22 protein-coding genes and 1 pseudogene are annotated in these 23,707 nt (G+C 70.8%); 12 read left to right on the forward strand and 11 right to left on the reverse strand.

From position 1 onward, the window contains the following. The first annotated feature begins 89 nt into the window (after positions 1-89). From HD596_RS36400 to HD596_RS36415, 4 genes are all read left to right on the forward strand, one after another. Complete coding sequence (locus HD596_RS36400; RefSeq protein ID WP_246555092.1) at positions 90-1,184, forward strand: glycerophosphodiester phosphodiesterase; 1,095 nt, start codon at positions 90-92, stop codon at positions 1,182-1,184. Between the two features lie 57 nt (positions 1,185-1,241). After that, positions 1,242-2,642, forward strand: coding sequence for a tetratricopeptide repeat protein (locus HD596_RS36405; protein WP_185074029.1), 1,401 nt, complete (start codon positions 1,242-1,244; stop codon positions 2,640-2,642). Positions 2,643-2,734: 92 nt separating this feature from the next. After that, on the forward strand, positions 2,735-3,562 hold the full coding sequence (locus HD596_RS36410; protein WP_185074030.1) for a PIG-L family deacetylase: 828 nt from the start codon (positions 2,735-2,737) through the stop codon (positions 3,560-3,562). A 25-nt stretch (positions 3,563-3,587) separates the two neighbouring features. Next, positions 3,588-4,292, forward strand: a complete 705-nt coding sequence (locus tag HD596_RS36415; protein ID WP_185074031.1) for a crotonase/enoyl-CoA hydratase family protein — start codon at positions 3,588-3,590, stop codon at positions 4,290-4,292. 82 nt (positions 4,293-4,374) lie between these two features. Here the strand turns inward: HD596_RS36415 and HD596_RS36420 are convergent, their stop codons facing one another. Then, positions 4,375-4,953, reverse strand: a complete 579-nt coding sequence (locus HD596_RS36420) for a TIGR03086 family metal-binding protein (RefSeq protein WP_185074032.1) — start codon at positions 4,951-4,953, stop codon at positions 4,375-4,377. Between the two features lie 121 nt (positions 4,954-5,074). Between HD596_RS36420 and HD596_RS36425 the strand changes: the two genes are divergently transcribed. Further along, on the forward strand, positions 5,075-5,653 hold the full coding sequence (locus tag HD596_RS36425) for a TetR/AcrR family transcriptional regulator (RefSeq protein ID WP_185074033.1): 579 nt from the start codon (positions 5,075-5,077) through the stop codon (positions 5,651-5,653). Positions 5,654-6,201: 548 nt separating this feature from the next. Here HD596_RS36425 and HD596_RS36430 read toward each other — a convergent pair. From HD596_RS36430 to HD596_RS36440, 3 genes are all read right to left on the reverse strand, one after another. Further along, on the reverse strand, positions 6,202-6,603 hold the full coding sequence (locus tag HD596_RS36430; protein ID WP_185074034.1) for a hypothetical protein: 402 nt from the start codon (positions 6,601-6,603) through the stop codon (positions 6,202-6,204). Between the two features lie 151 nt (positions 6,604-6,754). Beyond that, on the reverse strand, positions 6,755-7,153 hold the full coding sequence (locus HD596_RS36435; RefSeq protein ID WP_185074035.1) for a hypothetical protein: 399 nt from the start codon (positions 7,151-7,153) through the stop codon (positions 6,755-6,757). 117 nt (positions 7,154-7,270) lie between these two features. Then, entirely contained in the window at positions 7,271-7,651 is a 381-nt protein-coding gene (locus HD596_RS36440; protein ID WP_185079470.1) for a hypothetical protein, read from the reverse strand. On the opposite strand from HD596_RS36440, the pseudogene HD596_RS64060 reads away from it, so the two are divergent. Continuing rightward, positions 7,610-8,413: pseudogene (locus tag HD596_RS64060) on the forward strand (FAD-binding oxidoreductase); the annotation flags it as partial. The gene HD596_RS36440 and the pseudogene HD596_RS64060 overlap by 42 nt on opposite strands. A 19-nt stretch (positions 8,414-8,432) precedes the next feature. Here HD596_RS64060 and HD596_RS36450 read toward each other — a convergent pair. From HD596_RS36450 to HD596_RS36465, 4 genes are all read right to left on the reverse strand, one after another. After that, positions 8,433-9,230 (reverse strand): ABC transporter permease, encoded by a 798-nt coding sequence (locus HD596_RS36450; protein WP_221519675.1) that lies wholly within the window; start codon positions 9,228-9,230, stop codon positions 8,433-8,435. After that, positions 9,223-9,978, reverse strand: a complete 756-nt coding sequence (locus tag HD596_RS36455) for an ABC transporter permease (RefSeq protein ID WP_185074036.1) — start codon at positions 9,976-9,978, stop codon at positions 9,223-9,225. Before HD596_RS36455 ends, HD596_RS36450 begins: the two co-directional genes overlap by 8 nt. After that, complete coding sequence (locus HD596_RS36460) at positions 9,975-10,913, reverse strand: ABC transporter ATP-binding protein (RefSeq protein WP_185074037.1); 939 nt, start codon at positions 10,911-10,913, stop codon at positions 9,975-9,977. Before HD596_RS36460 ends, HD596_RS36455 begins: the two co-directional genes overlap by 4 nt. Before the next feature lie 122 nt (positions 10,914-11,035). Continuing rightward, a complete protein-coding gene (locus HD596_RS36465) occupies positions 11,036-11,821 on the reverse strand; it encodes a hypothetical protein (protein ID WP_185074038.1) in 786 nt (261 codons plus the stop codon). A 254-nt stretch (positions 11,822-12,075) separates the two neighbouring features. On the opposite strand from HD596_RS36465, the gene HD596_RS36470 reads away from it, so the two are divergent. Genes HD596_RS36470 through HD596_RS36480 form a run of 3 tightly spaced genes read left to right on the forward strand, consistent with a single transcriptional unit; the run spans position 12,076 to position 15,750 of the window. Next, entirely contained in the window at positions 12,076-13,113 is a 1,038-nt protein-coding gene (locus HD596_RS36470) for an ABC transporter substrate-binding protein (RefSeq protein WP_185074039.1), read from the forward strand. Beyond that, positions 13,113-14,669 carry a sugar ABC transporter ATP-binding protein gene (locus HD596_RS36475; protein ID WP_246555093.1) on the forward strand — a complete coding sequence of 519 codons (1,557 nt, stop codon included), beginning with the start codon at positions 13,113-13,115 and terminating at the stop codon, positions 14,667-14,669. Before HD596_RS36470 ends, HD596_RS36475 begins: the two co-directional genes overlap by 1 nt. Further along, complete coding sequence (locus tag HD596_RS36480; RefSeq protein WP_185074041.1) at positions 14,662-15,750, forward strand: ABC transporter permease; 1,089 nt, start codon at positions 14,662-14,664, stop codon at positions 15,748-15,750. Before HD596_RS36475 ends, HD596_RS36480 begins: the two co-directional genes overlap by 8 nt. A 26-nt stretch (positions 15,751-15,776) precedes the next feature. On the opposite strand, the gene HD596_RS36485 is transcribed toward HD596_RS36480, so the two are convergent. The 3 genes from HD596_RS36485 to HD596_RS36495 form a co-directional block, all read right to left on the reverse strand. Continuing rightward, positions 15,777-17,024 carry an esterase/lipase family protein gene (locus HD596_RS36485; RefSeq protein WP_185074042.1) on the reverse strand — a complete coding sequence of 416 codons (1,248 nt, stop codon included), beginning with the start codon at positions 17,022-17,024 and terminating at the stop codon, positions 15,777-15,779. 156 nt (positions 17,025-17,180) lie between these two features. Then, positions 17,181-18,623, reverse strand: coding sequence for an MFS transporter (locus tag HD596_RS36490; RefSeq protein WP_185074043.1), 1,443 nt, complete (start codon positions 18,621-18,623; stop codon positions 17,181-17,183). A gap of 71 nt (positions 18,624-18,694) precedes the next feature. Further along, positions 18,695-19,183 carry a MarR family winged helix-turn-helix transcriptional regulator gene (locus tag HD596_RS36495; protein WP_185074044.1) on the reverse strand — a complete coding sequence of 163 codons (489 nt, stop codon included), beginning with the start codon at positions 19,181-19,183 and terminating at the stop codon, positions 18,695-18,697. A gap of 333 nt (positions 19,184-19,516) precedes the next feature. On the opposite strand from HD596_RS36495, the gene HD596_RS36500 reads away from it, so the two are divergent. Genes HD596_RS36500 through HD596_RS36510 form a run of 3 tightly spaced genes read left to right on the forward strand, consistent with a single transcriptional unit; the run spans position 19,517 to position 23,699 of the window. Beyond that, positions 19,517-21,847, forward strand: coding sequence for a beta-xylosidase/alpha-l-arabinosidase (locus HD596_RS36500; RefSeq protein WP_185074045.1), 2,331 nt, complete (start codon positions 19,517-19,519; stop codon positions 21,845-21,847). Beyond that, the gene (locus HD596_RS36505; protein ID WP_185074046.1) at positions 21,844-22,827 is read left to right on the forward strand and encodes an ABC transporter permease; all 984 of its coding nucleotides are present in this window, start codon (positions 21,844-21,846) and stop codon (positions 22,825-22,827) included. Before HD596_RS36500 ends, HD596_RS36505 begins: the two co-directional genes overlap by 4 nt. Next, entirely contained in the window at positions 22,824-23,699 is an 876-nt protein-coding gene (locus tag HD596_RS36510; RefSeq protein ID WP_313045742.1) for a carbohydrate ABC transporter permease, read from the forward strand. The genes HD596_RS36505 and HD596_RS36510 overlap by 4 nt, the downstream gene beginning before the upstream one ends. Positions 23,700-23,707: the final 8 nt, after the last annotated feature.

The following is a 23,707-nucleotide window of genomic DNA, read 5'->3' on the forward strand; positions in this document are numbered from 1 at the left end:
CGACACGTTCGAATGGGGCGTTTCCGTACGTCTTCCACTGTGTGCTCACGCGTAACTCGCGGTCCACCTGGGCGGTCTACGGTGCGCGCATGAGAATGCGCAGGTTACTCGCGAGTGTGCTGGCCGGAGTCGTCGCAGGCGGTACGGTCGCCGTCGTGCTGACCCAGACGACTCCCGCCACGGCCGACCGCCGCGGCCACGCACCCATCGTGATCGGTCACCGGGGCGCGAGCGCCCACCGGCCCGAGCACACGCTCCTGTCGTACGAGACCGCCATCGCCATGGGCGCCGACTACATCGAGCCCGACCTCGTCTCGACCAAGGACCACGTGCTGGTCGCCAGGCACGAGAACGAGATCTCCGGCACGACGGACGTGTCCGCGCACCCGGAGTTCGCCGACCGGCGCACCACCAAGACCGTCGACGGCCGGCCGATCACCGGCTGGTTCACCGAGGACTTCACACTGGCCGAGCTGAAGACGCTGCGCGCCAAGGAGCGCGTCCCCGACCTGCGGCCGGACAACACCGCGTTCGACGGGCTGCCGGAGATCCCGACGTTCGAGGAGGTCGTGAAGCTGGCGCAGCAGCACGGCGTCGGCGTCTACCCCGAGACCAAGCACCCGACGTACTTCGACTCCATCGGCCTGTCGCTGGAGGAGCCGCTGCTCGACGTGCTCAACCGGTATCGGGTGCGCAAGGCGTACATCCAGTCCTTCGAGACCGCGAACCTGCGTGAGCTGCGCGCCAAGACCCGCCTGCCGCTGATCCAGCTGATCACGTTCGGGGGCGCGCCGTACGACTGGGTCGCCTCCGGGAGCACCCGCACGTACGACGACATGGTCAAGCCGGACGGGCTGCGCGAGGTGGCCTCGTACGCGAACGGGATCGGGGTGGACACGCGGCGCGTGGTACCCCAGGACGCCTCGGGCAGGACCCTCGAGCCCACCACGCTGATCGCCGACGCCCACCGCCGCCGCCTGGACGTGCACGTCTGGACGGTACGGAACGAGAACTCGCAGCTGCCCGCCGACTACCGGCTCGGCAACCCGGCCAGCCCCGTCTACCCCCGGGCCACCGGGAACGTGATGGGGTGGCTGTCGAAGCTGGTCGACCTGGGCATCGACGGCGCCTTCTGCGACGACCCCGCCATGGGCAGGGCCGTGGTGAGCGGGCGGCAGGCGTAGGGACGCGTCGGCGTCGGTTTCCCTATTCCCCACCGGATCAGTGGGTACATTGGTCCGGTGAGGAACGACCAGCACGGCCTGGCGATGACCGGGGCCGGCGCCGCCGCGGCGCGGCACTACGACCGCGCGATCGACGAACTGCTGCACCTGCGGGTCGAGGTCGCCACCGAGACCAGGGCGGCGCTGGCCGAGTCGCCCGACTTCCCGATGGGCAACGTCCTGAGCGCGTACCTCGGGCTGCTCACCACCGAGGCGGACGACGCGCGCAAGGCGCGGGCGCGGTTCGGGGCGTTCCGGGACAGGATCGACGAGTCGTCGCTGCTGCCCCGCGAGCGCGCCCACGTGGCGGCCGTGCAGGCGCTGCTCGACGGCGACTGGCTGACGTGCGGGCGGCTGCTCGGCGAGATCACCGTGGAGCACCCGCGCGACGCCCTGGCGCTGGCGGCCGGGCACCAGGTCGACTTCTTCACCGGCGACGCCCGCTCGCTGCGCGACCGGATCGGCGGGGCCCTGAACGCCTGGCGGGAGGACGACCCGCACTTCGGCCACGTGCTGGGAATGTACGCCTTCGGCCTGGAGGAGGCGGGGCACTACGACCGGTCGGAGGAGGCCGGGCTGCGGGCGGTCGAGCTGAACGCGCGCGACGTGTGGGGCATTCACGCGGTCGTGCACACCTATGAGATGCAGGGGCGCTTCGGGGAGGGGCTGCGTTACTTCGACGCGCGGCTACCGGACTGGTCCACCGGAACGTTCTTCAACATCCACAACTGGTGGCACTACTGCCTGTACGCGCTGGAGTCGGGTGACGAGGCGCGGGTGCTGGCGATCTACGACTCGGTGCTCGCGGGCGGGGAGACCTGCATGGAGCTGCTGGACGCCGCCGCCCTGCTCTGGCGGCTCCACCTGGAGGGCTCCGACCAGCACGAGCGCTGGCGCGCCCTGGCCGACGCGTGGCCGGTCAGGGTGGCCGAGCCGTTCTACGCCTTCAACGACATGCACGCGGTCATGTCGTACGTGGGCGCCGGGCGGATCGGGGAGGCGGAGAAGCTGATCGCGACGCGCGAGGCGTACGTGCTGGAGCCGCGTCCGGGCGTGACCAACCGGGACATGACGCTCCGGGTGGGCCTGCCGGTGTGCCGCTCGCTGGTGGCCTTCGGGCGGGGCGACTACGACGCGGTCGTGGACCTGCTCTATCCGATCAGGCACCGCGTGAACGAGTTCGGTGGCAGCCACGCGCAGCGGGACGCCGTGCAGAAGACCCTGCTGGAGGCGGCGCTGCGGGCGGGGCGGCGGGACATCGCGCGGGTGCTGGTGAGCGAGCGCGTCAGCGTCCGGCCGTGCAGCCCGTACAACTGGCTCAAGCAGGCCGCCCTCGCCGACGAGCTGGGCGAGCGGGGCGCCGCGGCGGCCGCCCGCCTGCGCGCCGACGAACTGGCCCGAACCGGCGGCCGCCCCTAGCCCTGGCCCTTGCGGCCGGTTGTAGCTCTGGGACGGCGGCCGTGCGGTCCTGGCCCTGGAACTGTCGGGGTCGGCGGGTAGTGTTTGCCGCCATGGAACGGCAACTCACCCTGATGGTCGTACACGCACACCCCGACGACGAGTGCCTGAGCACCGGCGGCGTCCTGGCCCGCTACTCCGACGAGGGCATCCGCACGGTCCTGGTCACCTGCACCAACGGTGAGCAGGGCGACGGCCAGGGCGGCGTGAAGCCGGGCGAGGACGGTCACGACGATGCGGCGGTGGCCGAGCTGCGGCTGGCCGAGCTGCGCGAGTCGGTGTCCCACCTGGGCATCGAGCACCTGGAGCTGCTCGGCTACCGCGACTCCGGCATGCAGGGCTGGGATGCCAACGCCCACCCCGACGCGTTCGCCAACGTGCCGGTCGAGACGGCCGCCGCCAAGCTGGCCGCGTTGATGGAGCACTACCGGCCCCAGGTCGTGGTGACCTATGACGAGACCGGTGGTGGCGGTTACGGCCATCCCGACCACGTCCAGGCCCACCGCATCACGGTGGCGGCCGTCGAGCAGACCGGCATTCCGGACAAGTTCTACTACACGGCCATGCCCCGCTCCGGCATCAAGCAGATGTTCGAGATGATGCGGGCCAACGGGGTCGACCTCGGCGACTTCCAGCCGTCCGACGACTTCGGCACCCCCGACGAGCGGGTCACCAGCGTCGTCGACATCTCGCCGTTCGTCGAGCGCAAGCTCAAGGCGCTCAGGGCGCACGAGAGCCAGGGCGAGAACATCTTCCTGCTGCGCATGCCCGAGGAGGTGCAGCAGCAGGCGTTCTCGCACGAGGCGTTCGAGCGGAAGCTGTGCAAGGTGGACGCGCCCGACCACGAGGAGGACCTGTTCGCGGGACTGCGTGACGGCTAACCTCCAGAACATTATTCTAAGCCCTATGGGCACCCTCGTCAGCTATCAACTCAAGGACTCCGTCGCCACCATCACCATGGACGACGGCAAAGTGAACGCGGTCTCGGTCCAGCTGCTGACCGAGCTCGGCGCCGCCCTCGACCGGGCGGCCGCCGACTCGGCGGTCGTGCTGCTGGAGGGCCGGGAGGGGGTCTTCTCGGCCGGGTTCGACCTGAAGGTGCTCGCGGCGGGCGGTGAGGGGGCCCTGGCGCTGGTGCGGGGCGGGTTCGAGCTGGCGGAGCGGCTGCTGTCGTTCCCGACGCCGGTGGTGGCCGCCTGCACGGGGCATGCGGTGGCGATGGGCGCGTTCCTGCTGCTGTCGGCCGACTACCGGGTGGGGGCGGCCGGGCCGTACCGGCTGGTGGCCAACGAGGTGGCGCTGGGCATCACGATGCCGTACGCGGCGGTCGAGATCCTCCGGCAGCGGCTGACACCCGCGTGCTTCACGCGGGCGGTGCTGCTGGCCGAGCCGTTCTCGCCCGACGACGGGGTGGCGGCCGGCTTCCTGGACCGGGTGGTGGAGCCGGCCCGGGTGCCGGACGTGGCCCGGGAGACGGCCGAGGCGCTGACCGCCCTCAACATGCGGGCACATGCTGCCACCAAGGCGCGGGCACGGCGGCAGACGCTGTCGGCGATCCGGGCGGGGATCGCCGAGGAACTGGGCCCGGGGGCAAGCTGGCCTCCGGCGTAACAAGGCAGGTGGACGTCGGCCGGGCAAGGGCGGGACCCCTGCTGGGGTGGTCCTTGGCGGCGTGGGCAGGCCGGCTGGATGGTCAGCGCGCGGTCTCGGAGGTTGCGGCGCGGCCGAGGAAGGCGAGGAGCCGCTGGTGAGCGGTGGCGTCGGCCGGCGCGGGCAACTCGGGGCCGAACATGCCCGGCCGGCGGTAGGCGTCGAAGTCCATGCCGCGCATGACGGACAGCAGTTCCTCGCAGGAGCGCTGGTCGACGAGGTGCTCCTGGTGGGTGGCGAGGGCCAGGTCGACTCCGTGCACGAGCATTTCGGTGAGGTGGATGAGCGCCGCCATCGGCCCAGGTACGGTGCCGAACCCCAGACGCACGCTCGTCTCCAGGGCGCCGGGCCGGTGCCAGGCCGCGCGGTCGAGGTCGGCGGCGACGGCGAAGGCGCCCTGCGGATCGGCGCCCAGCCAGTCGGACTCGTGGTCGGCCCCCGCCTCGGTCCCGGTGAGCTCGGCGGCGAAGATGCGCATGCCGCCCACCAGGTGGTTGAGCTCGGTGCGGACGTCCCACCCCGGGCACGGCGTGCCGGCTCCGAGCTGGTCGGGGTCGATCCCCTTGACGATGGCGGCCGTCATGTCGATGGCCCGGTCGATCTGCTCGATGACGCTGGTCATGTCGTTCTCCTGGGGTGCGGGGACGTACCGTCGCGCTCTAAAGCAGGCGGCGACTGCGTTAAACGAAACCTAGAGCCGCAGGAGCCGCAAACGCAAGTCGTAACTGCGTTAAGGTGGGGGCATGGAGGAAGAGCGCCAGGCGGCCCGCCGGCCCGGGGGCCGCAGCGCCCGCGTCCGGGCGGCGGTGCACCAGGCCGTCACCGACCTCGTCGCCGAACGCGGCTACGGGAACTTCACGGTCGGCGAGGTCGCGGCCCGCGCCGGTGTGGCCGACACCAGCGTCTACCGCCGCTGGGGCAACCTCGAGGCCCTGCTCATGGACGTGGCGATCACCTGGCTGACCACGCAGTCACCGATCCCCGACACCGGCAGCCTGGACGGCGACCTGCGCGCCTACGCCGCCAACGTGGCCCGCGACGTCACCGGCCCCGACGGGCCGGCGGTGCTGCGCCTGGTCATCGCCCTGTCCACGGCGGGACCGGACGGCCTGCGGGCGCGCGACGCGTTCCTCGCCGAACGCTCCCGCCAACTCCAGACCATGCTCGACCGGGCCCGCGACCGGGGCGAGGACCCGCCGGACGTCCTGGACGTCCTGGACCACATCCTGGCCCCGATGTACATCCGGATCCTGTTCGGAGCGGGCCCGCTCACCCCCGACTACTCCGGCACGCTGGTCGACCGCCTCCTGTCCCACAAGTGACCACGATCGTGATGGCTCGACGGACGGATGATTCCCACCGGCGCGTGCCCGTACAGCGGTCGCGGCCATGAACGCCGGCGATCTCCAGGCGATCGACCACGTCTACGAGGACGGTGCCGTCCTCGTACCGGTGCCCGGCCATCCCGGCCCCGGCACCGCACGCCTGGCCGCCAACCAGCACCTGCAGGGCTTCGGGCTGCCGATCGAGGCACGCGTACGTGGCCGGCGACATCGCCCTGCTCATCGTCGACCGGTCCATGCGCGGCACAGCACGAGATCGACATGGGCGGCACCGACGTCGTCCGCCGCGGCCCCGACGGCCGATGGCGCTACGTCATCGAAGCCGGTCCGGTTCTACACGAAGGGATATCTGTGATCACCGGCCGCTCGATGACCCGACCTGGCTCGTGCTCGTCAGGAAGTCAGGAAGTCAGGAGCTTGTGGGGCGGGACTTCCGCCGGTTCCTCGGCGCCGGGCCGGACCCCTGCGGACGCCGGCCCCGTCCTCGGGGCTGCTCGGGGACGGGACGCGGGTCACTGAGCCTGCGCCTAGGAGACGCGTTCGGCGTTGGAGATGTAGCCGCCTCCGCCCGGGTAGACCCAGGCGCCGTTGAGGGTGGTGTCATCGGCGCTGAAAGTGCCCTGGTAGTAGGCGGGTGAGCCGCGCTCGCCGGCCCAGATGGTGAGGGTGTCGCCGAGGATCTCGTAGGTGTAGCCCAGGGTGCTGCCGTCGTCGCCGTAGTAGCGGGAGGTGATGTCGGCGCCGGGTTCGGCCATCAGCTTGCGCTCCCGGCCAATGATCTCGATGCCGAAGGTGTCACCTAGCCGGACGTCCTGCTGGAGGAAGTGGTCGTTCATCCAGCGGTAGGTGACGGTTCCCTCATGGCCTCCGGTGATCTTCCACGTGCCGACGAGCCGGGCCAGGGCCTGCAGTGCGGGGTCGTTGCTCATCGCGGTCTCCCTCGGAGTGAACGAATGTCGCCCATTCTGACCACCCGCGGCACCGAAACTCATCGGTCCCGCGTGAGGGCGGGTCGTCGTTCTTCAACGCCCGGTAAAGCGTGGAGCGGGCGCGGACGGCGCAGCAGGGGCCTGCGGGTCTTCAGGTCCGGCGGAGGAGAGCGGAGGCCGCCTCCGCGCTCGTGACGAGGTCGAGCCGGCCCCAGCGGACAGGCCAGGAGTAGCGGCGGTCCACGGTCCAGGCCAGGACCGCGTCGAGGGCGTCCGAGGAGTTCAGGCGGTCCTCGCCGGCGATCACCGGGGCCGCAGTAGGACCGACGGCGGGGTCGGCGATGGCGCACCACGAGGAGTCCGCCAGGGGAAAGGCGTCCGACCGGAACATCCCGTGCAGGGTCGCGCAATCGTCGTCGAGCGGACTGCGTTCACTGTCGAAGTAGCGGCCGAACACGAAGTCGCCCAGCACGGCGCCGGTGAAGGCGCCGACGAAGCGGATCGTCTGCGCGCCGATCAGCGCGAGCACCCCGTCCGCGCCCCACAGCACCGCCTCCGTCCCGTCCGGGGCCTCGATCGACCCGACCCGGGCCGGTTCGCCGCCCAGCGACCACAGCTCCGCCCGCCCGTCCGCGGTCAGGCACGCGCCGAAGTCCCCGGAGCTCCCTCAGGCCCAGGGGCGCTCCTGGCCGTCGTGGAAGTACCGGCCGACGCGCCTCGTGGTGGCGACGGGCAGGTGGTACCGGTGACGGCCGTACGCGTCGTGAACGTCGACACCGCCGCGGTCCGCCACCACGACCGCCAGCCGGGCCTCCGCCCCGCGCATGCCCCAGTGCAGCGACCCCTCAGCCTGGACCACGGGGTCGCCCACCGGCTGCCCGGTGCCGGCGTCGAAGACGGTCAGCCGGCGCGGCCGGCCCGGCGTCAGCGCCGCGGCGTACCGATCGTCCGGGCTCCACGCGACCGGGCCGGCGGTCAGCGCCAGCCAGCGCAGCCGCCCGCCCGGCAGCGCCCCGACGCGCTGCCGGCGCGCATCGCGCACAAGCACGCGGCGGTGGGGTGACCGAGGACCAGTACGTGATCGTCCACAAGTACCTGTTCGGCGCGATCGCGGAGGTGCTCGGCGACGCCGTCACGCCCGCGGTCGCGGCGGCCTGGGACGAGGTGTACTGGCTGATGGCCGGCGCGCTCATCGCCGTCGAGGCCCGCCTGTACGCCGACGCGGGGGCCCGGCCCGGCGACACCTGGCGGCGGTGGCGGGTGGTCGAGCGGCGCGAGGAGACCGCGGACGCCATGTCGCTGGTGCTGCGCCCGGTCGGCGCCGCGCCGGCCCCGCCCGCCCGGCCCGGTCAGTACGTCAGCGTACGGGTACGGATGCCCGACGGCGTCCGCCAGCTCCGGCAGTACACGCTGTCCGGGCACGGCACGGACGGCCTGCGCCGCATCATGGTCAAGCGGGTCGGCGAGGGCGAGGTGTCCGGCCTCCTGCACGCCACCGCCAAGGAGGGCGACGAGCTGACCCCTGTCCGCGCCGTTCGGCGACGTGGCGCTCGACGGCGGCGAGGCCCCGCTCGTGCTCGTCTCGGCGGGCATCGGCTGCACCCCGATCACCGCGATGCTGGAGCGCCTGGCCCTCACCGGCGACACCCGCCGGGTCCTGGTGCTGCACGCCGACCGTTCCCCGGCCGCCCACGCCCTGCGCTCGCCGTTCATGCGGGCGGCGCGCGGCGAGCTCATCGCGGCCGGGGTCGCGCCGCGCGACATCCACTACGAGGTGTTCGGCCCTGACCTGTGGCTCGGCGCGGCCTGAAAGTGTCCGCTTCCACTGATCAATGACCGACGCTCTGGTAGTGGTCGAGCTGACGCCGCCACACGAGGTACGCCAGCACGATCAGGACCACTCCCACCAGCGGGGCGGCCAGTGCCCAAGGGTTGGCGAGCTTGCCCAGCACGACGCTCGCCGGCACGTACGCCACGAACGCGACCGGCAGCACGAACGTGAGCAGCCACTCCACCACGCCGCCGAAGATCCTCATCGGGTACGAGCCGAACTTGCTGAAGACGTCGTCGACGAAGACCCGCAGGGCGAAGGTGTCGATCATGCGCAGAGACAGGGAGCAGAGCGCGAGGAAGAAGGCGGCCTCGATGAGGGCGCCGCCGATGATCGCCATCAGGCAGAAGGCGATCAGCCCGGCGTTCCACTGAACCTGTGCGTTCTGGCCGGCGACGGCGAGCAGCGTCAAGCCCACGAGCAGGTCGCCGAACTGGGCGATGCCCATTCTGTTGCCCATGAGCTGGACGAGGGGGTCGAGGGGGCGTAGCAGGAAGCGGTCGAACTCTCCGTTGAGGACGAGCCACTGGATGTCGTTCACGCTCATCAGCGGGATCATGGCCAGGGCGTGGGCGGTCAGGCGCAGGCCGTACAGGAAGGCGATCTCCGCCAGGCCCCAGCCCGCCAGCGACGGGAAGGTGTGCATCACGACCCAGACGAAGGCGAACCCGGTGCCCTGCCAGATCGCGCCGCTGAGGATGCCGATCACGGTGTTCATGCGGTACTGCAGGGCGCCGCGGGCAGAGGCGCGCTGGAGCAGGACGTACAGCCGCAGGCCGCGGAGGATCTCAGCCACCCTGGATCACCACCCTTCGGCGGGCCCGGGACCAGGTCAGTCCGAGCAGGCCCCACAGCCCCGCGATCCAGGCGAGCTCGACCACCACAGGTCCCGAAATATCGGAAATGTGGCCGATGTAGATCGCCGCGGGCACGTAGCCCATGTACTTGAAGGGCAGGATCTCGGCCAGCTCGCCCAGGAAGCCGGGGAAGAAGGCGAGCGGCACCATCGTCCCGGCGAAGAACTGGCTGACGAGCCGGTAGAGCAGCGAGAGGGCCCCGGTCTCCATGGTCCAGAAGCCGATCAGGCTGATCAGCAGTGCCAGCTGGACGGCGATCACGTACCCGAGCACCAGGGTGATCACGTAGCCCGCGCCGTTGGCCGGCACGGTGATCGAGCCGACCAGCAGCACCACGGGGACGACCGGGGCGAGCAGCAGCAGCCCGCCCGCGGTGTTCCCGAACTGGAAGGCGGCCATCTGCCTCAGGTAACCGACCGGGCGGGCCAGGTCGAAGAAGACCGTCCCGGTACGGATGCGCTGATGGACGGTGCGGGAGACGAGCGTGTGGGTGGCGAAGGCCTGCAGGTTGGCCAGGGTGAGGTAGGCCAGCAGCGCCTCCAGCGTGAGCCCGGCGGCCACGGGGCGCGAGCCGTACACGGCGGTCCAGATCATGCGCAGCAGGAACACCTGGGCGACCATCGTCACGCAGGTCATGATGATGTTGCTGCGGTAGGCCAGGGCGAGGCGGAAGCCGATGCGCGTCATCGGGTGTAGATCCCTTTGATCACGTTCTCCAGGTCGGGTTCCTCGATCGACAGGTCGCGGATGGTGTGTTCGGCGGCGATCGAGGCGATCATGCCCGGCAGGTCGTCGTGGATCTCGAAGACGTGGCGCCCCTCGGCGTCCCGGGACACGCCACGCACCTCTTCCGGCCCGGACTCGAGCAGCACCACCAGCCGCCGGGGCTGGTTCACCAGCGCGTCGATGGCGCCGTCGAACAGCACCCGGCCGTGGTCGATGAGGATGATCCGCTTGCACAACGCCTCGACGTCGGCCAGATCGTGCGTGGTCAGGATGACGGTCGTGCGGCCGGCGCGGTTGGTCTCCACGATGAACTCGCGTACGGCCTCCTTGGCCACCACGTCCAGCCCGACCGTCGGCTCGTCGAGGTAGAGCAGCGGAGGTTCGTACAGCACGGCCGCGGCCAGGTCGCCCCGCATCCGCTGGCCCAGGCTGAGCTGGCGCACCGGGGTGTCGAGGAACTCGTCGAGCCCGAGCAGGTCGCGCAGCTTCTTCAGCGACGTCTCGAAGCGCGCGGCGGGGACGTCGTAGAGCGAGCCCACCAGCCGTAACGACTCGATCAGCGGCAGGTCCCACCACAGCTGGCTACGCTGGCCGAAGACCACGCCGACGTTGCGCGCGTTGGCCGAGCGGCTGCGCCAGGGCACCAGACCGTTGACCTGCACGGTGCCGCTCGTCGGGGTGAGGATGCCGGTGAGGATCTTGATGGTGGTGGACTTGCCCGCGCCGTTCGGTCCGAGGTAGCCGATGACCTCGCCCTCGTCGATCGTGAAGCTGACGTCGTCGACGGCGGTCTTGTGCTCGTACTGCCGCGTGACCAGCGTGCGTAACGCCCCGAAGGGGCCGGGAAAGGTGCGTGGCCGGCGGAAGACCTTGGTTAACTTCTCGACCCGGATCATGCACGAATACTTTCTTCGGGGCGCAAACGCTGCAACTTGTTTTCATGGCCCGGCTGGGCCCTGGCCGGAGGCGGCCGGCTGGGCCGCGAAGGCCGGGGGCCCCGGCACGGCCCGGGGCGGGGTCAGCTCAAGCCGGCCCTGGCGGCCCATCCGGCGAGCCTGTCGCATTCGGCGCTGGGGCAGCGTGCGAGGTCGCCGTCGCGGACGTACAGCCTGTTCTCGCTGAAGCTCTGATCGCCGGCCTCCAGCAGCCGGCGGAAGGACTGCGGGCTGCCGCCCGAGGTGACCTTGTCGTAGAAGGGCGCGGAACTCGCGTCACCGGCGGTCCGGCCGTAGCGGAAGTCTCCCCCCAGAGTCCTGCCGAAGCCGGTCAGGCAGGTGCCGTAGCGGATCTTCGCCGAGATGGGCTTCATCGCGAAGCCTGCCAGCAGGCCGCGGTCCTGGTAGCGGTAGAGCTGCGCGCCTTGGACATTCTGCACCCGGGCCTTGCAGCGCGTGGCGGAGAACGCGGCAGTGGTGTCCTCCCGCACGAACGCCCGGGACGGCCTGGCACCGCGTCGGGAGCTGTAGGTGAAGCTGGTGACCTTCGACGGTTTGGCGGGGTCGGCGCACCGCGGCGTGAGGTCGAGCGCCGGCCCGAAGCCCGCATCGCCGATCAGGCGCTGCGTGCTGCCGTCTGCCCGGTTCACCAGCACGAGGTGGTACTCGCGGCCTTCGACGGTGGAGGGGCGGTCCGTCCTGATGTCGGCCGACCCGCCGCCGGTCTGGACGAAGTGGCCGGTCCAGCCGGCGCGGGAGGTCCCGCAGCCCTCCGGGGCGGCGGCCGCGGCGGCGGTCGCCGGACCGGCTGCGGCGAAGGTCGCGGCGAACGGCATGACGGCCAGGGCGGTGGTGAGGCGACGCTGCACGACTCTCCCATCTCCAAGGGTGATTGCTCGACTACTTAGAGTATGCGGACGGGTGGAGGGTGAACAGTTTCCGCCAGGCGTGTCACGACCGCCTGTCCCGGGCGCCGCGAGTAATGACTTCTTTTCTCTTTACTAGTTTCGGCCGAGGCACTCCCCGAGCTTTGCTGGAAGCGAGGGCGCTGTTGGTGCCCAGGCTCGCGGCCGAGTGGGGACGGGATTCGAGGCGCCCCTGAAGGCGTGTTCAGGAGGCCGTCATGGCTCGCTCGCGTATTGTCTTCTCGCTTTCGCTCGTCGCGGCGATCGCGCTGGTGGCGCTGGTGGTCGGAGTGGTGGGCGGCCGGGCGACGAGTTCGGCGGGCCAGGCGACGGGCGCGGGCTCCGGCGGGGCGGCGAGCGGCAAGAAGATCGACGTGATCATCAAAGCGAGCGACTCCTCGTTCTGGCAGACCATGATCGCCGGGGCGAAGCAGGCAGGCGGAGACTTCGGCATCAAGGTGAGCACCTTCGGCCCCACGTCCGAGACGAACATCGACGAGCAGGTGCAACTGGTGGAGAACGCCATTTCCCGGGGCGCCGACGGGCTCGTCATCGCGCCCAACTCCGCCAGCGCCCTGAACTCGGCGATCGACCGGGCGCGCAAGGCGGGTCTCAGGGTCATCACCGTGGACAGCCGCGTGACCACCGCCTCGGAGGGCTTCATCGGCACCGACAACCTCAAGGCCGGCATGCAGGCCGGCAAGCGCATGTGCGAGCTGCTCAAGGCGCGGAACAGGACGAGCGGCGGCGTCATGATCGAATCCTCCGTGGCCGGCATCCAGTCACTGATCGACCGGGACGCCGGCTTCAAGCAGGGCCTCGCGCTCAATTGCCCGCAGGTCAAGGCGGTGCTGCAGCGTTACAACAACAACGACATCAACACCGCGGCGTCGCAGGTCAACGACGCCCTGACCGCCAACCCGGACCTGGCCGGGGTGTTCGCCGACAACAACACCTCGGGAGTCGGCGCGGCGCGGGCGATCCAGGACAACAAGGCGGCCGGCACCGTCCCGGTCGTGGCGTTCGATTCCGACCCTCAGGAGAACGCCGCGCTGGCCGCCGGCACCATCGACGCGCTGGTGGTGCAGAACCCCTACTTCTTCGGTTACCAAGGCGTTCTGGCGGCCGGAATGGCCACGGTCGGTCGCATCCCACCGCGTGACATCGACCCGGGCGCCGTCGTGGCGGACCAGCACAACATGACCGAGCCCGATGTGAAGCAGCTGCTCAACCCGCCGACGATGAAGGCGGAATGATGAGCAGGCCCGTTGTCGAGCTGCGCGACGTGTCCAAGGCGTTCGGCCCGGTCCAGGCGCTCCGCGAGGTCTCGCTCCGGCTCGTACCCGGCCAGGTGAATTGCCTCGCCGGGGAGAACGGCGCGGGGAAGTCCACCCTGATCCGGGTGCTGACGGGCGCGCTGCGCCGAGACGGCGGTGTCTACGAGATCGATGGCCGACCGGTCACCGCGCCGACTCCCGCGCATCTGCGCGCGGCCGGGGTTCAGGCCGTCTACCAGGAGCTCAGCCTTCTCCCGCACCTGTCGGTCGCGGAAAACCTGTTCATGGGCCGCCTTCCCGCGCGCAACGGCGTCATCGCCAGGGGCCGGCTGCGGGCCCGTGCCAGGAAGGCCCTCGACGAGGTCGGCCTGACGGACGTCAGCCCGAACACGATCGTGGAACGGCTCCCGGCGGCCACGCGCCAGCTCGTCGAGATCGCCAAGGTGCTGACCGCGGACTCCGTCAAGGTCATCGTGTTCGACGAGCCCACCACGGCGCTCACCGAGACGGAGTCGCAGCGACTCCTGGAGCACATCAGGCGGCTGCGCGAGCGCGGCATGGCGATGCTCTACGTGACCCACCGGCTGGAGGAGATGTTCGAGATCGGCGACTGGGTGACCGTCCTGCGGGACGGGGCCCTGTCGGAGGAAGGACCGATCGGCGACTACGACGAAGATCGCCTGATCACCGCGATGGTCGGCCGGGAGATCAGCTCGCTCTACCCGGAGACCCGCCGGCACGCCGGAGCGCCCGCGCTGCGGGTCTGGGGGCTGCGCCGCTTCGAGAACTCGCCGGCCATCGACCTCCACGTCGGATCCGGAGAGATCCTCGGCATCGGCGGGCTGCTGGGGTCGGGGAGGAGCGGGTTGCTGCTGTCCGTCTTCGGCGCGGCTCCCGTCGTCTCCGGTGAGCTGGAGATCGCGGGCAGGCGCGTGAAACCGTCCGGACCCCGCACGATGATGAACGCCGGGGTGGGGCTGCTCACCGAGGACCGCAAGGTGCTGGGGCTGCTGCCGGAGCTGTCGATCAGGGAGAACGTCACCATAGCCGCCCTGCGCGCCGGCTCCCGGCGCGGTCTCCTGCCCGGTCGCGAGCAGGTCGAGGAGGCGGACCGGCTGCTCGACAGCCTGCGGCTGCGGGCCGGTTCCTACGCCCAGCCGGTGTCGACACTGTCCGGCGGCAACCAGCAGAAGGTCCTGCTCGCCCGATGGCTGCTCACCAAGCCGAAAGTGCTGATGTTCGACGAGCCCACGAAAGGCATCGACGTCGGCGCCAAGGGCGAGCTCTACACGATCATCGGGGACCTGGCCGCGAAGGGGCTGGGGATCATCGTGGTCTCGTCGTACCTGCCGGAGCTCCTGGGGCTCGCGGACCGCATCCTCGTGCTGCGCGACGGGGCGGTCGCCGGCGAACTTCCCGGGTCCGCCACCGAAGAGGACGTGCTCCACCTGGCGAGCGGAACCAGGGGCACGCAGGCCCCGGCGGCAGCGGAAGAGCCGCCGCCGTCTCCGGGAGGGGTGAGCCGGGATGCCTAAACTGGTCTGGCGGGAGCCGGTCGAGACCACGACGATCGTCAACAGGCCGCCGGGCGGTGCGCAAGCGGGACCGGAGACGCCGCCGAGGCCCGGGGAGGCGCCGGGGCCGCAGGCCGAGACCAGGCGGCGGGTCCTCACGCTGGGGGACATCGCGGGACGGGAGAGCGGCGGTCTCGTCGTCCTGCTCGTGGCGGTCGGCGCTCTCACGCTCGCCAGCGACGAGTTCCTCACCGCCAACAACCTGGCCAACCTGGCCCGGCAGGTCGCGATCTTCGGAATCATCGCGGTGGGCCAGCTCCTGGTCATCCTGACCGCCGGGATCGACCTGTCGGTCGGGTCGGTCCTCGGCCTGTCAGGTGCTTCCACCGCGCAGTTCCTGGTCGCCGGCGTGCCGATCGTGCCGTCGATCCTGCTCGGGGTGGGAATCGGCACCGGACTCGGGCTCGTCAACGGCCTGCTGGTCACCCGAGCCCTGCTGCCGCCGTTCATCGCGACCCTGGGCATGCTCGGCATCGCCCGCGGGATGGTCCTGCTCAGCACCGACGCCCAGACCATCCAGGGAGTGCCGGAGGCTTTCCAGACCATCGCCAACGGCACGGTCCTGGGCATCCCCAACCTCCTCCTCATCGCCGTCGCGGTCACCGCCGCGATGTGGTTCGTGCTCTCCCGGACGGTCTTCGGCCGCTACATCTACGCGGTCGGCTCGAACCCCGAGTCGGCCCGGCTCGCGGGCGTCCCCGTCCGCCTGGTGACGGTCTCGGTCTACGTGATCTCGGGTACGCTCGCCGGTCTCGGCGGGGTGCTGCTGGCTTCCCGGCTGGGCGCGGGCATCCCCACCGCCGGCACCGGCTTCGAGCTCAGCGCGATCGCCGCCTGTGTCATCGGCGGCGCGAGCCTCTTCGGGGCGAAGGGGAGCGCGGTCGGCGCGTTCACCGGGGCGCTGATCATGGGTGTTCTCAACAACGGGGGCAACCTCCTGGCGATCAACGCCTTCTACCTCCAGATCGCCATCGGCGTGCTCATCCTCGTCGCGGTCGGGTTCGACCAGCTGAACACCAGGCGGTCGGCCGCCGGCGGTTGACGACATGCCCGGCGAATGCGTGACGCTCAGCCGAGCCAGGTGGTGAGCTGGGACATGGCGCTCGCGGACCAGCCGAGCGCGAGGTGGTTGAGCGCGAGGGTCGCGGTCGCGGCCCGGTTCGCGATGCCGTCGCCCGCGGCGCAACTCGCCACGAAGACGGCGCCGTCGGAGGGTCCCGTGTGCTCGTTGTGCAGGAGCGCCATGTCCGGCACGTTGCCGCACAGCTGGTAGACCGGCACGCTCGAAGGAGTGCCCGCGTCGATGAGGGGCCGCACCAGCGAGCCCCTGTCGATGGCCCACTGGATCCCGCGGCCGGCGGTGTAGAAGCCGGTGCCGCCGTAATAGGTGGTGTACCAGTCCTGCTCGGTGGTGGGCAGCGGATAGACGTCGTCCCAGCGGTAGAGCATGTCGTCAGAGCCCGGGTAGGCGTCGCCCTCGTAGCTCAGCTCGGGATGATTGCGCCACAGGCCGTAACAGACCATCTGGGTGTGGGGCGCGGGCGCGTTCAACGAGCCCCCACATTCCGGAAATATCGCGAAATCGTGGGTCCAGCCGTGCCGGTAACCCCAGTCGAAGCCCTTGTTCGGCCCGCCGAGGAGGACCAGCTTCCTGACGTCGCCCGCGTAGGCCGTGCCCCAGGACTTGCGCAGCGACGAGACGTACATGCGCGCGTTGAACGCGCCCTTCGACCAGCCGATCACGTCCACCTGCGCCGCCCCGGTCTTGGCCCGGATCCTGGCGACGGCGTCGTGGATCTGCTCCGCCCAGTAGTAGCCGTCCCCGGTGACATGCGGGAAGCCGATCGCGAACACCTTGTAGCCCTGCCCAGTGAGGTGCTGCATGAGTCCCGTGGTGGGGCAGCTGACCCGGCCGCAGCCGTACGAGCCTCTGGCGTTGGGGTTGGCCCAGGCCAGATCGGCGTCCTGGTTGGCGCCGTGCACCAGCAGGACGGGGGTGCTCTTGGCGCCCGTCTGCCAGCCCGGCGCGTGATACAGCAGGAACCGCGAGGAGTGGGGCCGGGCGATGTCGCCGAACAGGCGCCTGGTCTGCCCCGTCTGGTCGCCACGCCCGTCGGGCGGGTAGGTCTCGGCCTGGAACCCGGTGGCGTTGTCCTTGAGCCGCTCGACCAGCGCCCAGCCGTTCTCCAGGCCCGAGGTGTAGGTGGCCTCCAGCGTCACCGACGCCGCCGCGGTCGCGGCGGCGGGCGTCGCGGACAGCGCTCCGGCTGCCAGCGCGAGGGCCGTGACCACTCGGCTCCACGAACGTCGTCCCATCAGACCTCCCACGAAGCTCGGATAAGCCACGTTCGCCCGATCCTGAGGGGCGGGTCAATGTGAGCCGCACCCATAGCCCCGTGTTGTCGACACCCCGAACCTGGAGAACGCCGCACGCCCGGCGCGCCGTGGCACGCCGGGCGGAGGGGCCCCGTCTCAGGCGGCAGCCGCCTTCTCCTCGGAGACGGGCAGGTCGGCGGCCGGGGCGGGCCGGCGCAGGACGGTGAGCGCCACGGCGAACGCCGCGACCAGCAGCCCGGCGGAGATGCCGAACGCCAGCCGGTATCCCCCGGTCAGCGCGGCGGCCTGGCCCGCTCCGGCGGCCAGCAGCTCACCGGTGCGCGAGGCGGCCATCGTGGACAGCACCGCCACGCCGATGGCCATCCCCACCTGCTGGGTGGTGTTGAAGAGGCCGGAGGCCAGCCCGGCGTCGCTCTCCCGGGCGCCGGACATGCCCAGCGTGGCCAGCGCCGGGAGCACCAGCCCGCCGCCGGAGATGAGCAGCATCGCCGGGAGCAGGTGGGTGACGTAGCCGGCGTCCACCGTCACCCGGGTGAGCAGGAGCATCGCCGCGACGAGCAGCGCCAGGCCGGCGATCAGCACGGTACGGGCGCCGAAGCGGGCGCTGAGCCGGGCCGAGACGAACAGCGAGATCGAGCCGATGCCCACCGCGGCCGGGAGCATCGCCAGCCCGGTGTCCAGCGCCCCGTAACCCAGGACCCGCTGCATGTAGAGCGCGACCAGGACCTGGAAGGCGAACATGCCCGACAGGGCCAGCATCTGGGCGAGGTTGGCGCCGACCACGTTGCGCGAGCGCAGGATCCGCAGCGGCATGAGCGGGGCCTTGGCCGTGGCCTGCCGCACCACGAAGCCGGCGAGCAGGGCCAGCGACACGGCGCCGAGCCCGAGGGTGTGGACGGCGAGCCAGCCGTACTCCTCGACCTTGACGACGGTGTAGATGCCCAGCATCAGACCGCCGGTCACCAGCACGGCCCCGGCGATGTCCGCGCCGGCGGCCAGGCCGATCCCGCGGTCGGCGGGCAGCGCCAGCAGGGCGAGCGCGATGGTGATCGCGCCGATCGGCACGTTGACGAAGAAGATCCACGGCCAGCTCAGGCCGTCGGTGAGCACTCCGCCCAGGACCTGGCCTATCGAGGCGCCGGCCGCCCCGGTGAAGCTGAAGATCGCGATGGCCTTGCCCCGCTCCCTGGCGTCGGTGAACAGCGTCACCAGGATGCCCAGGACCACGGCCGAGGCCAGCGCGCTGCCCACACCCTGCAGGAACCGGGCGGCGATCAGCAGGCCGGGGCCGGTGGCCGCGCCCGCCAGCAGGGAGGCGGCGGTGAAGATCGCGTTTCCGGCCAGGAACATCGTCCGGCGCCCGATCAGATCGCCCAGCCTGCCGGCCAGGAGCAGCAGCCCGCCGAAGGGGATCAGATAGGCGTTGACGATCCAGCTCAGCCCGGCGCCCGTGAAGCCGAGGTCCTGCTGGATGGCCGGCATCGCCACCGTCACGATGCTGCCGTCCAGGATCGTCATCAGTCCCGTCGCGGACAGCACGCCCAGCGCGGTCCAGCGCGAGTTAAGCACGTACGACATGGTCTCTCCCGTCTCAGGTCGACAAGAGAGACCGTAGCAGATAGTTCCGTAATAGACGATCCTCTTCGGATCTAATTTGCGCGCTCCCGGGCCCGGCGTGCCTGCTGGGGTCCTTCGGCCGGGGCGGCGAGGTGCCCGCTGACCAGGCGATTCAGGGCGCGCACCAGGACCTCGCGCTCGTCGTCGGGAAGCGCGCCGAGCGCCGCCCGATGCACGCCGTCCACGATCTCCTGGCTGCGCTTGGCGATGGCCGCGCCCGCGTCCGTGACCGCGATGATCCGTGCCCGCCGGTCGGTGCTCGACGGGCGGCGCTCGGCGTAGCCGGCCTTCTCCAGCGCGTCCACGGTGACCACCATCGTGGTCTTGTCCATGTCGCCCAGCTCGGCGAGCTGGATCTGGGTGCGCTCCTCCTCCAGCGCGTGGACCAGCACGCAGTGCATGCGCGCCGTCAGCCCGATCTCGGCGAGCGCCGCCGACATCTGGGTCCGCAGCACGTGGCTGGTGTGGTCGAGCAGGAAGGACAGGTCGGTTTCAGTACGTGCGGGAGCCATAGCCGTCATGCCACCAGCCTACCCAAGTCATCCCGGAACGGATTATCTGCGAAGGGACGATTGCCTCGGAAGCTCTCTGCTCCTCGGCCCGCCGCAGTCGGCCCGCACTCTGACGGACTCCCTGACCCGAGCATGGCCGAACGGCAACTTGCCGACGGTACATCCGGAAACTTTCTGGAAACGCAGGCGTCGAATGCCAGCCTGACCCCGCGGTGATCAGCGCAAATATAACAGTTTGCACCCCCTTGACACGCCGAAACCCTGACCCATAAGTTGCCGCAATATTAACGGGAATTCCTTGAAAGTTTCGGCAGCAGGCCGGCGAAGAGCCGAAAGGGTGGCATGAGGGGCCAGGTACCAATCGACAAGTGGCGGGACGCGCGGCTGACTGCCGCCGAGCGGGCCGAGGCGCTCATCCCGCTCATGACGCTGGAAGAGAAGGTCGCCCAGCTCGTGGGCGTCTGGGTGGGCGCCGACGCGTCAGGGGGAGGCGTCGCCCCGCACCAGGCCGACATGGCGGGAGTGGAGTGGAGCGACGTCATCGCCCACGGGCTGGGCCAGCTGACCCGCCCGTTCGGCACGGCGCCGGTCGATCCCGTCGCCGGCGCGCGCTCGCTGGCCGCCTCGCAGGCCCAGATCGTGGCCGCCAGCAGGTTCGGGATCCCGGCCCAGGTCCACGAGGAGTGCCTGACCGGATTCGCCGCCTGGCGGGCGACGGTGTACCCGGCGCCGCTGAGCTGGGGCGCCTCCTTCGACCCCGAGCTGATCGAGGAGGTGGCCGGGCGGATCGGCCGGTCCATGCGGGCCGCCGGCGTCCACCAGGGCCTGGCCCCGGTCCTCGACGTCACCCGCGACTACCGCTGGGGCCGTACCGAGGAGACGATCGGCGAGGACCCCTACCTGGTGGGGACGGTCGGCGCGGCCTACGTGCGCGGGATCGAGGGGGCGGGCGTCGTCGCCACCCTGAAGCACTTCGCCGGCTACTCCGCCTCCCGGGGCGGCCGCAACCTCGCCCCCGCCCACATGGGAGTCAGGGAACTGGCGGACGTGATCCTGCCGCCGTTCGAGATGGCCCTGCGCCTGGGCGGCGCCCGGTCGGTGATGAACTCCTACGCCGAGATCGACGGCGTCCCCGTCGCGGCCGACGAGGACCTGCTCACCGGGCTGCTGCGCGAGGAGTGGGGGTTCGCGGGCACGGTGGTCGCCGACTACTTCTCCATCCGGTTCCTGCACAAGCTGCACGGCGTCGCGGCGGAGGCCGCGGACGCGGCCGGGCTCGCGCTGCGGGCCGGGATCGACGTCGAGCTGCCCACGGTCGACACCTTCGGCCCCCCGCTGATCGAGGCCGTGAAGTCGGGACAGGTCGACGAGGCGCTCATCGACCGCGCGCTGACCCGGGTGCTGGCGCAGAAGGCCGAGCTCGGGCTGCTCGACGAGGACTGGCGGCCGCTGCCCGGCGACGCCGCCGACGTGCGGCTCGACGACGAGGAGAGCCAGGAGCTCGCGCTGCGCCTGGCGCGCGAGGCGATCGTGCTGGTGCGCAACACCGGCGGCGTCCTGCCGCTCGCCCCGGGCCGGCGGGTGGCGCTCGTGGGTCCGGTGGCCGACGACCCGATGGCGATGCTCGGCTGCTACGCCTTCCCCGCGCACGTGGGCCCGCACCCCGAGCACGGGCTCGGGCTCGACCTGCCGTCGCTGCGCGAGGCGCTCGGCGCGCTGGTCCCGGATCTCGCGTACGAGCCGGGCTGCGAGATCACCGGCGACGACACCTCCGGGATCGCGGCGGCCGTCGCCGCGGCGGCGGAGAGCGACGTGTGCGTGCTCGCCGTCGGCGACCGGGCGGGGCTGTTCGGGCGCGGCACCTCCGGCGAGGGCTGCGACGCCGCCGACCTGCGCCTGCCGGGCGTGCAGTCCGAGCTGGTCCGGGCGGTGCTCGCGACCGGCACCCCGGTGGTCCTGGTGCTGCTGGCCGGGCGGCCGTACGCGCTGGGCCCGGAGTTCGACGCGGCCGCGGCCGTCGTCTACGGCTTCTTCCCCGGCCAGCGGGGCGGCCAGGCGCTGGCGGAGGTGCTCACCGGCGCCGTCAACCCGACCGGCCGCCTGCCGGTCAGCGTGCCGCGCGACGCCGGCGGCCTGCCCGCCACCTACCTGTCGCCGTGGCTCGGCCACCGCACGGAGGTGTCGTCGGTGGACCCGACGCCCGCGTACTCGTTCGGGCACGGGCTGAGCTACACCACGTTCGAGTGGGAGCCCCTCGACACGGGCGCGGCCGAGTGGCCGGTGGACGGCGAGGTCACCGTCGGAGTGAACGTCCGCAACACCGGATCGCGGGCCGGCGCCGAGGTCGTCCAGCTCTACCTGCACGACCCGGTCGCGCAGACCACCAGGCCCGTGGTGCGGCTGGTCGGCTACGCCCGCGTCCCGCTGGAGGCCGGGCAGGCCGCACGCGTGGAGTTCACCGTCCCGGCCGACGCCGCCTCGTTCACCGGCGTGCGCGGCCGGCGCATCGTCGAGCCCGGCGACGTCGAGCTGCGCTTCGGGCGCTCCAGCGGGGACGCCGAGACAGGCGGCGTGGCGGCCGTGCCGCTGCGCCTGACCGGCGCCGAGCGCGAGCTCGGGCACGACAGGAACCTGCTGGTCACGGCTCGTATCACACGGGAAGGAGCGGGATGAGCACAACGTCGTTGGACAATCCGCCGCGAGACGTGCGGGCGGCGGGGCCGGCGCCCGGCCGGCGCAGACGGACCAAGCCCGGCACGTGGCGGCATGCGATCCGCCGCGACTGGCAGCTGTACTCGCTGGCGATCCTGCCGCTGCTGTTCTTCGCGATCTTCCGGTACCTCCCGATGCTCGGCAACGTGATCGCCTTCCGCAAGTTCGAGCCCGGCGGCAGCATCTTCGGCGAGTCCTGGGTGGGCCTGCGGTACGTGAAGATGTTCCTGAACGACCCGTCGTTCTGGACCGTGTTCACCAACACGCTCGTCCTCGGCGCGCTGACCCTGCTGTTCTGCTTCCCGCTGCCGATCGTGCTGGCGCTGCTGCTCAACGAGGTGCGCAACCGGCGCGTGAAGCGGTTCCTGCAGTCGGTGTCCTACCTGCCGCACTTCCTGTCGATGGTCATCGTGGCCGGCATCGTCATGCAGATGCTGGCCATCGACGGGCCGGTGAACCAGATCGTCAAGGTGTTCGGCGGGGAGCCCACCGCGTTCCTGCAGAAACCGGAGTGGTTCCGTACGATCTTCGTCTCGTCGGAGGTCTGGCAGACCGTCGGCTGGGGCACCATCCTCTACCTGGCCGCCCTGACCACCATCGACGAGCAGCTCTACGAGGCGGCCCGGATGGACGGCGCCGGCCGGTGGCGGCAGATCTGGCACGTCACCCTGCCGGGCATCCGGCCGACGGCGGTCACGCTGCTGATCCTCAACATCGGCACGTTCATGGCCGTGGGCTTCGAGAAGGTCCTGCTGCTGTACAACCCGCTGACCTATCCGACCGCGGACGTGATCTCCACGTACCTGTACCGGATGGGCGTGGAGTCCAGCAACCTGAGCTACGCCGCCGCGATCGGCCTGTTCGAGGCCCTGGTCGGCGTGGTGCTGATCCTCTCGGCGAACCTGATCTCCCGCCGCACAGTAGGGACGAGCCTGTGGTGACCATCGAGAAGACCCGTGGCTACCGCGCCTTCCAGGTGGTCAACGCCGTCATCCTGACCGGCGTCGTGATCGTGACGCTCTACCCCTTCCTCAACATCCTCGCCCGCTCGTTCAGCGAGGAGCGCTACATCGTCGGCGGGCAGGTCAACCTCATCCCGCGCGGGTTCAACATCACGACCTACAAGCTCGTGGTGTCGGACTCGATGTTCTGGACGAACTACGGCAACACGATTGTCTACACCGTCGTGGCCACGGCGATCGCCATGCTGCTGACGACGTGCTACGCGTACGTGCTGTCCAAGAAGCACCTCAAGGGCCGCACGTTCCTGATCTGGGTCGCCGTCTTCACCATGATCTTCTCCGGCGGCCTGATCCCCAACTACGTGCTGGTCAACGGCCTCGGGCTGACCAACTCCATCTGGGCCATCGTCCTGCCCAACGCCATCAGCGTCTTCAACCTCCTGGTCATGAAGGCCTTCTTCGAGGGCCTGCCGCACGAGCTGGAGGAGGCCGCCGCCATCGACGGCCTGAACACCTACGGCGTCCTGTGGCGGGTGGTGCTGCCGCTGTCGAAGGCGGTCATCGCCACGATGGTGCTGTTCTACGCGGTCTCGTTCTGGAACTCGTGGTTCACGGCGTTCCTCTACCTGAACAAGACCGACATGTTCCCGGTGACCATCTACCTGCGCAACCTCATCGCGGGCGCCACCGGGGCCGAGTCCGCGGGCGCGTCGCTCAGCGAGGCCTCGGCGGCGGCGGCCAACATCCAGTCGGTGACGATCATGCTCACCGTCCTCCCCATCCTGGCGGTCTACCCGTTCGTGCAGAGGTACTTCGTCTCGGGCGTCATGCTCGGCGCGGTCAAGGGTTAACCACTGTC

Source organism: Nonomuraea jabiensis (genome assembly GCF_014204795.1).
Classification (GTDB): Bacteria; Actinomycetota; Actinomycetes; order Streptosporangiales; family Streptosporangiaceae; genus Nonomuraea; species Nonomuraea jabiensis.

Excerpts from the sequence above, each read along its gene's own strand:
- HD596_RS36410 (WP_185074030.1), top strand. The coding sequence starts at position 2,735 with ATGGAACGGCAACTCACCCTGATGGTCGTACACGCACACCCCGACGAC.
- HD596_RS36485 (WP_185074042.1), bottom strand. The coding sequence starts at position 17,024 with ATGGGACGACGTTCGTGGAGCCGAGTGGTCACGGCCCTCGCGCTGGCA.
- HD596_RS36425 (WP_185074033.1), top strand. The coding sequence starts at position 5,075 with ATGGAGGAAGAGCGCCAGGCGGCCCGCCGGCCCGGGGGCCGCAGCGCC.
- HD596_RS36505 (WP_185074046.1), top strand. The coding sequence starts at position 21,844 with ATGAGCACAACGTCGTTGGACAATCCGCCGCGAGACGTGCGGGCGGCG.
- HD596_RS36460 (WP_185074037.1), bottom strand. The coding sequence starts at position 10,913 with ATGATCCGGGTCGAGAAGTTAACCAAGGTCTTCCGCCGGCCACGCACC.
- HD596_RS36400 (WP_246555092.1), top strand. The coding sequence starts at position 90 with ATGAGAATGCGCAGGTTACTCGCGAGTGTGCTGGCCGGAGTCGTCGCA.
- HD596_RS36495 (WP_185074044.1), bottom strand. The coding sequence starts at position 19,183 with ATGACGGCTATGGCTCCCGCACGTACTGAAACCGACCTGTCCTTCCTG.
- HD596_RS36470 (WP_185074039.1), top strand. The coding sequence starts at position 12,076 with ATGGCTCGCTCGCGTATTGTCTTCTCGCTTTCGCTCGTCGCGGCGATC.
- HD596_RS36500 (WP_185074045.1), top strand. The coding sequence starts at position 19,517 with ATGAGGGGCCAGGTACCAATCGACAAGTGGCGGGACGCGCGGCTGACT.
- HD596_RS36415 (WP_185074031.1), top strand. The coding sequence starts at position 3,588 with ATGGGCACCCTCGTCAGCTATCAACTCAAGGACTCCGTCGCCACCATC.
- HD596_RS36480 (WP_185074041.1), top strand. The coding sequence starts at position 14,662 with ATGCCTAAACTGGTCTGGCGGGAGCCGGTCGAGACCACGACGATCGTC.
- HD596_RS36490 (WP_185074043.1), bottom strand. The coding sequence starts at position 18,623 with ATGTCGTACGTGCTTAACTCGCGCTGGACCGCGCTGGGCGTGCTGTCC.
- HD596_RS36430 (WP_185074034.1), bottom strand. The coding sequence starts at position 6,603 with ATGAGCAACGACCCCGCACTGCAGGCCCTGGCCCGGCTCGTCGGCACG.
- HD596_RS36420 (WP_185074032.1), bottom strand. The coding sequence starts at position 4,953 with ATGACCAGCGTCATCGAGCAGATCGACCGGGCCATCGACATGACGGCC.
- HD596_RS36455 (WP_185074036.1), bottom strand. The coding sequence starts at position 9,978 with ATGACGCGCATCGGCTTCCGCCTCGCCCTGGCCTACCGCAGCAACATC.
- HD596_RS36475 (WP_246555093.1), top strand. The coding sequence starts at position 13,113 with ATGAGCAGGCCCGTTGTCGAGCTGCGCGACGTGTCCAAGGCGTTCGGC.